The sequence below is a fragment of the Sphingomonas bacterium genome, from assembly GCF_903643035.1.
In the GTDB taxonomy this organism is placed as follows: domain Bacteria; phylum Pseudomonadota; class Alphaproteobacteria; order Sphingomonadales; family Sphingomonadaceae; genus Sphingomonas.
Window position 1 is genome coordinate 1 of record NZ_CAHJWW010000062.1, and the last position, 12716, is coordinate 12716.

The 12716-nt window shown below is 72.2% G+C and carries 11 protein-coding genes and 1 riboswitch; of the genes, 2 read left to right on the plus strand and 9 right to left on the minus strand.

All coding sequences use genetic code 11. From position 1 onward, the window contains the following. The 9 genes from HUV01_RS05885 to HUV01_RS05925 all read right to left on the minus strand — a co-directional run. Positions 1 to 2562: non-ribosomal peptide synthetase (locus HUV01_RS05885; RefSeq protein WP_174297374.1), on the minus strand; the 2562-nt coding region annotated here is incomplete at its 3' end. An 81-nt stretch (positions 2563 to 2643) separates the two neighbouring features. Next, positions 2644 to 4176, minus strand: coding sequence for an aminoacyl--tRNA ligase-related protein (locus tag HUV01_RS05890; protein ID WP_174297375.1), 1533 nt, complete (start codon positions 4174 to 4176; stop codon positions 2644 to 2646). A 49-nt stretch (positions 4177 to 4225) separates the two neighbouring features. Next, complete coding sequence (locus HUV01_RS05895; protein WP_174297376.1) at positions 4226 to 4747, minus strand: CcdC protein domain-containing protein; 522 nt, start codon at positions 4745 to 4747, stop codon at positions 4226 to 4228. A gap of 60 nt (positions 4748 to 4807) precedes the next feature. After that, positions 4808 to 6376, minus strand: coding sequence for an aminomethyl-transferring glycine dehydrogenase subunit GcvPB (gene gcvPB / locus HUV01_RS05900; RefSeq protein ID WP_174297377.1), 1569 nt, complete (start codon positions 6374 to 6376; stop codon positions 4808 to 4810). A 61-nt stretch (positions 6377 to 6437) separates the two neighbouring features. After that, positions 6438 to 7796, minus strand: coding sequence for an aminomethyl-transferring glycine dehydrogenase subunit GcvPA (gene gcvPA / locus HUV01_RS05905; RefSeq protein WP_174297378.1), 1359 nt, complete (start codon positions 7794 to 7796; stop codon positions 6438 to 6440). Further along, positions 7796 to 8572 carry a class I SAM-dependent methyltransferase gene (locus tag HUV01_RS05910; protein WP_174297379.1) on the minus strand — a complete coding sequence of 259 codons (777 nt, stop codon included), beginning with the start codon at positions 8570 to 8572 and terminating at the stop codon, positions 7796 to 7798. Before HUV01_RS05910 ends, gcvPA begins: the two co-directional genes overlap by 1 nt. Positions 8573 to 8592: 20 nt before the next feature. After that, a complete protein-coding gene (gene gcvH / locus HUV01_RS05915; protein WP_174297380.1) occupies positions 8593 to 8961 on the minus strand; it encodes a glycine cleavage system protein GcvH in 369 nt (122 codons plus the stop codon). A 1-nt stretch (position 8962) separates the two neighbouring features. Beyond that, on the minus strand, positions 8963 to 10156 hold the full coding sequence (gene gcvT, locus HUV01_RS05920) for a glycine cleavage system aminomethyltransferase GcvT (protein WP_174297381.1): 1194 nt from the start codon (positions 10154 to 10156) through the stop codon (positions 8963 to 8965). A gap of 176 nt (positions 10157 to 10332) precedes the next feature. Then, positions 10333 to 10431: riboswitch (glycine riboswitch) on the minus strand. A 106-nt stretch (positions 10432 to 10537) separates the two neighbouring features. Continuing rightward, a complete protein-coding gene (locus HUV01_RS05925; protein WP_438827150.1) occupies positions 10538 to 11182 on the minus strand; it encodes a hypothetical protein in 645 nt (214 codons plus the stop codon). 221 nt (positions 11183 to 11403) lie between these two features. Here HUV01_RS05925 and ispH point away from each other — a divergent pair, with 221 nt between their 5' ends. Then, entirely contained in the window at positions 11404 to 12357 is a 954-nt protein-coding gene (gene ispH, locus HUV01_RS05930) for a 4-hydroxy-3-methylbut-2-enyl diphosphate reductase (protein WP_174297382.1), read from the plus strand. A 9-nt stretch (positions 12358 to 12366) separates the two neighbouring features. Next, positions 12367 to 12716: phosphotransferase (locus HUV01_RS05935; RefSeq protein ID WP_174297383.1), on the plus strand; the 350-nt coding region annotated here is incomplete at its 3' end.

Below are 12716 nucleotides of genomic sequence, written 5' to 3' on the forward strand. Positions count from 1 at the left end.
GGCGGGAAGCGCCGACAGGTCGTCCAGCAGGCCGTCCGCCTCGATCGTCGCGTCGCGGCCCAGCACCGCCATCGAGCCGAGCGAGGCGCGGTCGCCCAGCGTCGCGTGGCCCAGCCGCAGCAGGCCGCCCTCCACCGCGCTGGTCGACAGGATCGCATAGCCGCTCACGACCGCGTCGTCGCCGATGCTGACGAGGTCCGGCGCGTCGATCGTCGTCCGGCCGAGATAGGCGCGCGTCCCGACCTTCGCGCCGAGCAGCCGGTAGTAGATGCGCATCATCGGCGTGCCGGCGAGGTACGGCGTCGCGAGCACGTCCATGAACCGGCGCACGAACCACCAGCGGAAGTAATACAGGCCCCACAGCGGATGGTCGCCGGCGCGATAGCGGCCGATCACCAGCCACTTCACCACGATCGACGACAGCATCGCCGCCGGCGGGATCAGGACGAAGCTGAGTCCGCTGAGCGTCAGCGCGGGGATGCGTTCCATGCGCGCGGCGAGGAACGTGTAGGCGAGATACGGGAAGAACCATTGCAGCCCGGCGACCGTGAAGATCGGCAGCAGCGCCACCGTCTGCGCGGCGTGGCACAGCCGGCGCTGCCAGTCGGGCGTGCGGTGGAAATCCGCCTCGCCGGTGCGTCGCGCGGCCGTGACCCCCCCGAGCCGAGCCGCGAGCCGAGCCGCGAGCCGAGCCGCGAGCGCGCGGATCGTCGGCGCGGCGTACACGTCCTCCAGCGACGTGCCCTCATACCCCGGCACGCGCCGCATGGCCGAGACGAGCCGCGCCGCTTTCAGCGAGTGGCCGCCCAGATCCTCGAACAGGTCGTCGGTGACGGACACCGCCTGCGGCGCGAACGAGGCCGCCCAGACGGCGTGGATCGCCGCCTCCACGGGCGTCGCGGGCGCGATCGGTTCGCGCCCGCCGACCGGATCGGCGGCGGGGCGGACCAGCGCCTTGCGATCGACTTTGCCGGACGCCGCCAGCGTCGGCAGCGCGTCCAGCAGCCGATAGGCGCCCGGACGCATGTAGTTAGGCAGGCGCTCGCCGACCGCGGCGCGGATCGCCGCCATGTCGGGAACGGCGGTCCCCCGCGCGACGAGAAAGGCGGCGAGCAGTTCCGCGCCGTCGTCGTCGCGGAACAGCTGCACCACCGCCTGCGCGACGCCCGGCTGCTCCCCCAGCACCGCCTCGATCTCGGCGAGCTCGACGCGGAAGCCACGGATCTTCACCTGCGTGTCGATCCGCCCGATGAACTCGATCTCGCCGCTCGCGTCGAGCCGGACGAGGTCGCCCGAGCGATAGACACGCTCCGGCCGCCCCGACGGGCCGGCGAACGGCGTCGTGACGAACTTGTCCGCCGTCAGGTCGGCGCGACCGACATAGCCGACGCCGACGCCCGGGCCGCCGATCACCAGTTCCCCCTCGGCGCCCGCCGCGACCGGCATCAGGCGGTCGTCGACGATCCACGCGCCGTAGCCGGGCAGCGGCCGGCCGATGGTGACGCGGCGCCCCGCCTGCACCTGCGTCCAGGTCGCCGTCACCGTCGTCTCGGTCGGGCCATAGGTGTTCAGCAGCCGCAGCCCCGGCCGCGCCCACCGCTGGACGAGGTCGGGCGGGCACGCCTCGCCGCCCAGGTTGACCAGCCGCAGCGCCGGCCAGTCCTGCTCCACCAGCGCCATCAGCGAGGGCACGACATGCCAGACGGTCGCGCCCCGCCCGGCCAGCGTCCTGGCGATATCGGGACCCGCCTTCGCCAGCGCCTCCGACGCGACCAGCAGCTCCGCCCCGGCGAAGAACGCGCTCCACATCGTCTCGACCGACATGTCGAACGCCAGGCTGAAGCCGCCGAACACCCTGTCCGACGGATCGATCGCCAGCACGGCGCTTTCGGAACGGACGAGATGGCAGGCGTTGGCGTGGGAGATCATCACTCCCTTCGGCCGGCCGGTCGTGCCGGAGGTGTAGATGATGTACGCAAGGTCGCCCGGCTCCGCGCCGGTATCGGCGCGGGTCAGCGCCGCCGGGCTGGCGGCGGCGAGGTCGCCAAGGTCGGTGTCCAGCGCCACCGCGGGGATCGCCATCTCGTCCAGCCGAGCGGATGCGGTGAGCGCGAGCCTCGCGCCGCTGTCGGTCGCGATGAAGTCGATCCGGTCCTTCGGGTATCCCCAGTCGACCGGCACATAGGCCGCGCCCGCCCACAGCGTTCCCAGGACCGCGAGATACTGGTCGAGCCCGCGCGGCAGGCAGACGAGGACCCGGTCGCCCCGCCCCACGCCCCGGTCGCGCAGGAAACGCGCCACGCGCAGCGCGCGGTCGCGCAGCTCGGCATAGGACAGCGACGGGCGGCGGGCGACCTCCGGATCCGCCCCGATCAGCCCGATCGCGCAGCGGTCCGGGTGGACGGCGCAGCTCCCGTCGAACAGCTCGTGCAGCAGCTCGTCGCGCGCATAGGGAGAACCGTCGCGCGGCGGGACCGCGGGGGCGATCGGGTTGACGATGCTGATCGCGGGGAAGGGGTCGGGAGCGGAGTCGGCGTGCGCGGTCGGAACGATGTCGAGCATCAAGCTGTAATTTCTCGAAAAAATAGCTGGGTATCAGACGGACGTTAGATGGTTAGGGCCGGTCGCGGCCGCCACCCCGCCTCAGTACGCGCGCGCGACCAGGATGCGCTCGACCGCGGGCTCGCCGGTGAACAGGCACGCGCCGTCGGCCGGGGCGGCGTCGACCGGCGTGTTGCGGATCGTCAGCTTCAGCGCCTTCAGCCGCTCCACCACCGCGTCGAGCGCCGCACCGGTCGGGCGGCTCCACTGCACCTCGACCCAGCCGGGCCGACGGATGCCGTCCGCGAAATGCGCCTCCAGCCCGGCCATGTCGGTCACGTCGCGCGCGATGCCCGCCTCCAGCCGGTCCCGCGCCTCGGCGTGGAGCGACGACTGGATGTCGACCAGCAGGTCCGGCACGTCGTCCGCGAAGCCGGCGAGCGGCAGGATCCGGCCATCGACCTTGCCCCCCTCGCGGTACAGCCGATCGCGGCGGATGACGGAGACGTTGCCGCCCGCGACGTCGCGGGCGCCGACCTCGATCACGACCGGCGCACCCTTCTTCACCCAGCCCCACCGCTTGGCGGTCGCCTTGGCGGGCTTAAGGTCCAGCAGCGCGCGGACGGGCTCGCCGAACGCGGACCGGGTCGCAAGTTCGGCCTGCAACGCCTTGCAATAGGCGACGATCGCCTCGTCCTCGGCTGAGTCGCGCAGCATCGGCACGATCACCACCTGCCACGGCGCGAGGCGCGGCGGCACGCGCAGCCCGTCGTCGTCGCCATGCGTCATGATGAGGCCGCCGATCATCCGCGTCGACATGCCCCAGCTGGTCGTGTTGGCGAGCTCCAGCTCGCCGGCCGCGTTCTGGAAGCGGATGCCCTGCGCCGACGCGAATTTGGTGCCCAGGAAGTGCGACGTGCCCGCCTGGAGCGCCTTGCCGTCCTGCATCATCGCCTCGATCGACCAGGTCTCGACCGCGCCGGGGAACCGCTCGTTCTCCGGCTTCTCGCCCGCCACCACCGGCATCGCCACGACGTCCTCGGAGAAGGCGCGGTACACCTCCAGCATGGCCCGCGTCTCCTCGCGTGCCTCGGCGGCGGTGGCGTGGGCGGTGTGGCCCTCCTGCCAGAGGAACTCCGACGTGCGCAGGAACATGCGCGTGCGCATCTCCCACCGCACGACGTTGGCCCACTGGTTGACCAGCACCGGCAGGTCGCGCCACGACTGGATCCAGCGCGCGAAGGCGGCGCCGATCACCGTCTCCGACGTCGGCCGCACCACCAGCGGCTCCTCCAGCTTCGCGGACGGGTCGGGCACGAGGCCACCCTTGCCATCGGCGATCAGGCGATGGTGGGTGACGACCGCCATCTCCTTGGCGAAGCCCTCGACGTGCTCAGCCTCCTTGGCGAAATAGGACAGCGGGATGAACAGCGGGAAATAGCAGTTCTCGTGCCCCGTCGCCTTGATGCGGTCGTCGAGCAGCCGCTGGATGCGCTCCCAGATGCCATATCCCCAGGGCCGGATCACCATGCAGCCGCGCACGCCCGACTCCTCGGCCAGATCGGCTTCGGTGACGACGGACTGGTACCAGGCGGCAAAGTCGGCTTCGCGGGTAACGGGCAGCGCGTGTTTCATGGCGGCGACGGATAGCCCAGCCCGGCCGCGTCATGCCAGCGAAACCCGATCAGCCGAACCGCCCCGCAAGCTCCGCCCGCAGCAGCCGCCGCGCGCGCAGCAGCATCTCGATCCGCATCACCGCGAAGGTGCCGAGCGCCAGCGCCAGCGCCCCGTCCGTCAGCACGCCGACGTCGAGATGCGCGGCGCGGCCGCCCGCCTGCGCGGCCGATTTCACGACGACCAGCGCGAGCAGGACCAGTATCCCGAGCGGCGACGCCTTCTGGCTGAGCGTCCGGGTCACAGGATCGACCTCGATCGCGATCGTCTTGCCGCGATACCAGCCAAGGCCGCAGCCGATCGCCAGTCCGCCGGCCGCGGCGAGCCACCCCGCCCCGTTCGGCGGATTGGTCGCGAACGCCGCCGCCACCATCGCGAGATAGATCGTCGGGACGATCCACAATTGCCCGAGCTTCAGCGGCCGCGACCGCGTCATGCGCCGCGCGCGGAAGGCGAACACGACCGCCACCACGACGATCGGGATCAGATACTGGACGATCCCGCCCGGCTGGACGACCTGACCATGCTGCATGAACGCCCCCCGGCTGTTGCGCGACGTGTCCTATCGTACCAACACAGCGTCGCCAAGCGCCTATTCGGCGGCCTGCGCCAGCGGGGCGTCCTTCCACGCCAGCACCGGCCTGCGCGCGGCCTGCGTCTCGTCGAGCCGGCGGCGGGGCGCGAAATGCGGCGCGGTCTTGAGGTCCGCGTCGCCGGCCCTCGCGCGCTCCGCCACGGCACGCAGCGCGCCGATGAACTGGTCGAGCGCCGCCTTCGATTCGGTCTCGGTCGGCTCCACCAGCATCGCGCCATGGACGACCAGCGGGAAATACACCGTCATCGGGTGGTAGCCCTCGTCGATCAGCCCCTTGGCGACGTCCAGCGTCGAGAAGCCCTCGGCGAGCCCCGCATCGGAGAACAGCGCCTCGTGCATGCACGGCCCCGAGCCTGCGAACGGCGCGTCGAGCGTGCCCTCCAGGCTGCGCAGGACGTAGTTGGCGTTCAGGACCGCGTCCTCGCTCACCTGGCGCAGACCGTCCGCGCCATGGCTGAGGATATAGGCCAGCGCGCGCGTGAACATGCCCATCTGGCCGTGGAACGCGGTCATGCGGCCAAAGCCGTCCGGGTGCCGGTCGTCCGCATCCTGTTCCTCGACCAGCGCGAGGTGACCGTCCCCGCGCCGTTCCACGAAGGGCAACGGCGCGAACGGTGACAGCGCCTCCGACAGCACCACCGGCCCCGACCCCGGCCCGCCGCCGCCGTGCGGGGTGGAGAAGGTCTTGTGCAGGTTGATGTGCATGGCGTCGACGCCGAGGTCGCCCGGCCGCACGCGGCCGACGATTGCGTTGAAGTTGGCGCCGTCGCAATAGACATAGCCGCCTGCCGCGTGGACGGCGTCGGAGATGCGTTTGAGGTCGCGCTCGAACAGTCCGCAGGTGTTGGGGTTGGTTATCATCACCGCCGCCACGTCCGGACCCAGCCGCTCCTCCAGCGCCGCGGTGTCGACCCGGCCGTCGGCGGCGGCGGGAATGTCCTCCACCGCGAAGCCGGCGAAGGCGGCGGTGGCGGGGTTGGTCCCGTGCGCGCTCTCGGGCACCAGCACGACGCGGCGGTGGCCCTCGCCCCGCTTCTCCAGCGCCGCCTTGATGCACAGCATCCCGCACAGCTCGCCGTGCGCGCCCGCCTTGGGGCTCATCGCGACGCCGTGCATGCCGGTCAGCCTGATGAGCCACACCGCCAGCTCGTTGACGACCGCCAGCGCGCCCTGCACCGTGTCGACCGGCTGGAGCGGGTGGACGTCGGCGAAGCCGGGCAGGCGCGCGACGCGCTCGTTGAGGCGCGGATTGTGCTTCATCGTGCAGCTGCCCAGCGGGAACAGCCCCAGGTCGATCGCGTAGTTCTGCCGCGACAGGCGCGTGTAGTGACGCACCGTCTCGGGCTCCGACAGGCCGGGCAGGCCGATGGCCGCGCGGCGGGTGAGCCCGCCCAGCCGGTCGTGGCCGACATCGCCCTCCGCGAAGTCGACGCCCGTCGTGCGGGTGGAGCCGATCTCGAAGATCAGCGGCTCCTCCAGCATCAGCGCGCGGTTGCCGGTGTGGGTGGGCGCGCCCTTGCCCCCTGCGCTCATCTCGGGACGCCAGCCGCTCTGGTTCAGGGTCATGCCATATGCTCCGGAAAGATCACGTCGCCCCGGACCTGTTCCGGGGTGACGGATAGGGGGGTCATGCCAAAGCCTCCGCCAGCGCGGTCGCCAGCGCCTCGACATCCTCCGGCGTCGTCGTTTCCGTCACCGCGACGACCAGGCCGTTGGCGAGCGCGTCCTCGCCCGAGTACAGCCGCCCCAGCGACACGCCGGCCAGCACGCCGCGCTCGGCGAGGGTGCGCACGATCGGCCGCGCGTCATGGCCCAAGTCCAGCGTGAACTCGTTGAAGAACGCCTCGTTGACCAGCCGCACGCCCGGCACCCGCGCCAGCCGGTCCGCCGCGCGGACCGCGCCCGCGTGGTTGATCCCCGCCAGCCGGCGCAGCCCCGCCTCGCCCAGCAAGGTCATGTGGATGGAGAAGGCCAGCGCGCAAAGCCCGGAGTTCGTGCAGATGTTGCTGGTCGCCTTCTCGCGGCGGATATGCTGCTCGCGCGTCGACAGCGTCAGGACGAAGCCGCGCCGGCCGTCCGCGTCCACAGTCTCGCCGCACAGCCTGCCGGGCATCTGGCGGACGTACTTCTCCTTGCATCCGAACAAGCCGACGTAAGGCCCCCCGAACTGGAGCCCGACGCCGATCGACTGGCCCTCGCCGACCACGATGTCGGCGTCCATCTCGCCCGGCGACAGGAGCGCGCCCATCGCCACCGGCTCGGTGACGACCGCGACGAGCAGCGCCTTGTGCGCGTGGCACGCCGCGGCGAGCGGGCGCAGGTCGGCGATGCGGCCGAGGATGTCGGGATATTGGACCACCACGCAGCTCGTGTCCGCATCGATCGCGGCGATCAGCCGCTCCATGTCGGTATCGGCGGTCAGCGTCGGCGCGGCCGTCTCCAGCACGTCGCCGGCATAGCGGGCCATCGTGCGCGCCACCTGGACGTAATGCGGGTGCAGCCCCGACGACAGGATCGCCTTGCCGCGCCTGGTGATCCGCCGCGCCATGCCGATCGCCTCCCAGCAGGCGGTGGAGCCGTCGTACATGCTGGCGTTGGCGACGTCGGTGCCGAGCAGGCGCGCGACCTGACTCTGGAACTCGAACAGCATCTGCAGCGTGCCCTGCGCGATCTCGGGCTGGTAGGGCGTATAGGCGGTCAGGAACTCGCCGCGCTGGATCAGGTGGTCGACCGACGCGGGAATATGATGCCGATACGCGCCGCAGCCAAGGAAGAACGGCCCCTCGCCCGCCACGGTGTTGCGCCGCGCGAGCGCCGACATGTGCCGCTCGACCGCAAGCTCCGAGGCGTGGGTCGGCAGCTCCTCGATCGGGCCGGGCAGGCGCGCGTGCTCGGGCACGTCGGCGAACAGCTGGTCGATCGAATGGACGCCGATCACCGACAACATCGCCTCGCGGTCGTGGCCGGTCAGGGGAAGGTAGCGCATCAGTCGGGCTTCCTCATGGAAAAGCGCAGGCGGACATAGTCGGCCACCCAGCCGTCGGGTCCGTGCAGGTCGACCTCGCAGCGACGCTCGACGGCCGCGCCGATGCTCGCCTGTTCGTCAGCGGAGAGACGCTCGACGTCCATCAGGCCGGACCGGAACGTCGCCACCCAGCCGGCGACCCCGGTCGGCAGCGGCGTCGGGCGCGGGATCAGCCGCGCCTCGATATCCGTGAAGCCCGCCGCCGCGTAGGTGGCCGCGAACGCCTCCACGGTCGGATACCAATGGGCGTCCTGCTCCCGGATCGGATGACTCCGCGCGGCGAGTTCGGCGTGGACGGCGGCCCAGATGGCGCGCACGTTGCCATGCCCGCCCAGCTCGCCGACGAACCGCCCGCCGGGCTTCAGCGCGGCGAACACGCCCCGCGCGACGCCGCCCCTGTCGAGCATCCAGTGCAGCGCGGCGTTGGTGAAGCCTGCGTCGAACTCCGGGCCGAACGGCAGCACCTGCGCATCGACCACATGCGCGTCGATCCCGCGCGCCCTCGCCGCCGCCACCATCTCGGGCGAGCCGTCGACGCCCACGGCCGTCGCGCCCGCCTCGACGATACGCGCCGTCAGCACGCCGTCGCCGCAGCCCAGGTCGAGGATCCGCTCGCCCGGCCGGGGCGCGAGCAGGTCGAGCACAGGGCCGCCCATCGCCGGCACGAACGCGGCGTTGGCGGCATAGGCGGCCGGGTCCCAGCGGTGGCCTGTCCCGAACGGCGGCGCAGGCGGCATCGAAGGGGCTGCGTCGATGCTCACAGCTTGGCGACGAAGCTCGCGTAGGCGGCCTCGTCCATCAGGCTTTCCAGCTCGTCCGGGTCGGTGAGCGTGATGCGGTAGAACCACCCCTCGCCTTCGGGGTCGGTGTTCACCAGCGACGAGTCGTCGGCGAGCGCGCCGTTCGCCTCAATCACCTCGCCCGACGCGGGCGAGTAGATGTCGCTCGCGGCCTTGACCGACTCCACCACCGCGGCCTCGTCGCCCTTGGCCAGCGCCTTGCCCTCGTCGGGCACCTCGACGAACACGATGTCGCCGAGCTGGCCCTGCGCATAGTCGGAGATGCCGACGGTCCCGACCTCGCCGTCGACGTCGATCCACTCGTGGTCCTCGGTGAAGTACCGCATCCTAGCTTGCTCCTCTGACGTAGCGGTGGGGGACGAAGGGCAGGGCCGCGACGGTTGCGCGGTGCAGCCGGCCGCGCTGGACGAGCGTGACGACGGTACCCGGCGCCGCCATCGCCTGTGGGACATAGGCCATCGCCACCGCCGCGCCGACGCTGGGCGCGAAGCCGCCCGACGTGACTCGGCCGACCTCGTTCTCGTCGGCGTCGACCACGCTCGCGCCTTCGCGCACCGGCTGGCGCCCCTCGACCAGCAGGCCGACCCGCCTGGCTGCGGGTCCCGCCGCGCGCTCGGCCACGATCCTTTGCGCGCCGGGGAAGTTCGCCTCCTCGCACCGGCGCCTCGACAGCGCGAAGCCGAGGTCCGCCATGACCGGCGTCGTCCCGGGATCGAGGTCGTGGCCGTATAGCGGCAGCCCCGCCTCCAGCCTGAGCGAGTCCCGCGCGCCGAGCCCGATCGGCTTCACCTCCGGCTCGCGGCACAGCGCGTCGGCGAGCGCCTCGACCGCGTCGGCGGGCACGGAGATCTCGAACCCGTCCTCGCCGGTGTAGCCCGACCGGCTGATCCACAACTCGTGGCCTGCCCAGTGGAACGCCGCGCCGCGCAGGAACACCAGCGCCTCGACGCCGGGCACCACGCGGGCGAGCGCGTCGACCGCGCGTGGACCCTGCAACGCGAGAAGCGCATGGTCCTCCATCAGGTTCAGCGTCACCTCGTCGGGCAGGAAATCGAGCATGTGCGCGACGTCGTCATATTTGGTCGCGCCGTTGACGACGACATAGAGGTGGTCCGCCGCGCGCCTGGTGAGCATCAGGTCGTCGAGGATGCCGCCGCCGTCGGTCAGCAGCAGCGAGTAGCGCGCCTGACCCAGCGGCAGGCCGGTGACGATCGCGGTGGGCAGCATCGTCTCCAGCGCCGCCTCCGCGCCCTCGCCGCTGACGGTCAGCTGGCCCATGTGGCTGACGTCGAACAGGCCGGCGTTCGCGCGCGTCCACAGGTGCTCGGCCATGATCCCCTCGTACTGGACCGGCATGGTGCAGCCCGCGAACGCGACCATCCGTCCGCCGCGCGCGCGGTGCCAGCCGTCGAGCGGCAGCGTCTGCGGTTCGAGCTGGCCGTCCGGCGCATCCTCGATCGCGACGGCGGTGGCATGGGGATCGACGGCGCCGGGATCGGCCGGCAGGTCAAGGTCGCTCATCGCTCGCGCTCCGGAGAATGGGGGACGATCGGACGGGATCGATCCCCGCCGCGAACGCTTCCCCCTCTGTCACGGAACCTGAGAGCTTTTGCCCGGCGCCGCCCGTCGGGCGGCGGATCCGGGATTACACCTTCGGTGGCCCGCCGCTGCAAGCGGGGACGCTTTCCAGAGTGTCGTGGCCCGGCGCGGTCCTTGGTGCCTGAGAGATTCCGGGGTGGTTGCTCCTTCGGCGGCGGACCGCCTGAAAGGCGTCCGCGCTCTCCCGCGCCTGCCCGGCCGGTCGCCCGGCCATGACTCGCCTTCTCTGGCGGCGCGCCGCGCGCGAGTCAACCGCCGCCGTGCCGACCGCCGCCGTATCGACCGGGGCCGGCGGACGGCACGTCAGCGGGTGGCGTTGTACTTCAGCTGGTCCTGAGTCAGCTGGAACCCGACCATCGCCTCGAACGTCGCGCGCAGCACCGCCTGGCGCACCTCGGGCCGGGTCAGCGGATCGACGGCGGCGTCCTCCTGCCCCGCCTTGCGCTTCTGCGTCAGCCGGCGACGCACGTCGTCGGGCAGCGTGGCCGCGGCGCGGCTGATGCCCGCCCCCGCCGATCCGGTCGCGTGCGCGCGCAGCTGGCCGGCGTCGAAGTGGAGCGCGACATGGCCGACGCGCTTGGCGACCACCGCGTTGCCGCCCTGAACCACCGTCAGGAAGAAGGGCAGGGTCAGATCGCGCGGGCCGCTGGCGTCGCGGCGGCGCGCGTCGACGTCGAAGCTGACGGTGCTGGCGATCGGATCGGCCTCGTCGTTGCAGGCGCCGCGCACGTTGGTGATGACGCCGACCACGTCGATCGCGTCGGCGGTGCGCGCGGCGGGCGGGTCGAACAGCGTCACGTCGCCCGTTCCCGCCGCCACCTCGACGCGCGGACAGGCGGAGCGGACCGCGGTGATCCCGCCGCTGTCGTCGATGTCGCCCCGGTGCACGCAGCCGGTCGCAAGAAGCGCGCCGGCCAGGACGACGCCGGCCAGGCCCCGTCCCGCCAGGGCGGAGCCGGTCCGGACGGGGCAAGCGGGCGGAGCGGCGGGCAGGCGGGATGGAAACACGCAGGAACCTCGAAGTGACGCGCGATGCGCGGGAAAAGGCGGCGCCCCGGAAGAATGCCCGGGACCTTCGGCCGGGACGCCGGTCTGGGACACTGGCGCAATGCGGCGTCATAGGAACCGGCTATCGTCGGCGCAAGCAATCGCATAGACAGGCAGGCCTCATGCCCGTCGCCTGCCCGCCGCTGGAGTTGCTGATCGCCGCGCCACGCGGTTTCTGCGCGGGCGTCGATCGCGCGATCCGCATCGTGGAGCTCGCCATCGCCAAGCATGGCGCGCCCGTTTTCGTCCGGCACGAGATCGTCCACAACGCGCATGTCGTCGATGCCCTGCGCGCGAAGGGCGCGGTGTTCGTCGAGGAGCTGGACGAGGTGCCCGACGGCGCGCCGGTGGTGTTCAGCGCGCATGGCGTGCCCAAGGCGGTGCCGGCGGAGGCGCGGCGGCGCGGGCTCGACTGGCTGGACGCGACCTGCCCGCTCGTCGGCAAGGTCCACCGCCAGGCCGAGCGGCTGGCGGAGGCGGGGCGCCACATCCTGTTCGTCGGCCATGCGGGGCACCCCGAGGTGATCGGCACGCTTGGCCAGCTGGCGCCCGGCGCGATGACGCTGGTCGAGACGGTGGCGGACGCCGAGGCGGTCGCGCCGGCCGATCCCGCCGCGCTGGCCTTCCTCACCCAGACGACGCTGTCGGTCGACGACACCGCGCAGGTCGTGGCGACGCTGCGCCGCCGGTTCCCGTCGATCGAAGGCCCGCGCGGCGAGGACATCTGCTACGCGACGTCGAACCGCCAGGCGGCGGTGAAGGCGATCGCCGCGCGCTGCGACGCGCTGCTGGTGATCGGCGCGCCCAACTCGTCCAACTCCGTCCGGCTGGTCGAGGTGGCGGAGCGGGAGGGGACGCGCGCCCGGCTGGTCCAGAGCGCGGCCGATCTCGACTGGGACTGGCTGGCGGGCGTCGCGACGCTGGGCCTCACCGCCGGCGCGTCGGCGCCCGAGCTGCTGGTGCGCGGCGTGAGGGACGCGCTCGCGCTGCGGTACGCGGTCCACGAGACCGAGGTGGAGACGAGCCGCGAGACGATCGCGTTCAAGCTGCCCCGCGCGCTCGAAGCGGCCGCCTGACCGCACGCGATGGCCGTCTACACGCCCGTTCCGGCCGAGGCGCTGGCGCGCTTCCTGGGCGGCTTCGACGTCGGCGACCTCGTGTCCGCCAAGGGCATCGCCGAGGGGGTGGAGAACTCCAACTACCTCGTCGACACCACCGGCGACGACCGGGGGCGCGGGCGCTTCATCCTGACGCTGTACGAGCGGCGGGTGGCGGCGGGCGACCTGCCTTTCTTCCGCGCGCTGACCGACCATCTGGCGGCGAGGGGCAACCCGGTGCCGCGGATGATCGCCGACCGGTCGGGCGAGTGGCTGCACGAGCTGGAGGGGCGGCCGGCGTGCCTCATCGAGTTCCTGCCCGGCGTGTCGCCGACCCG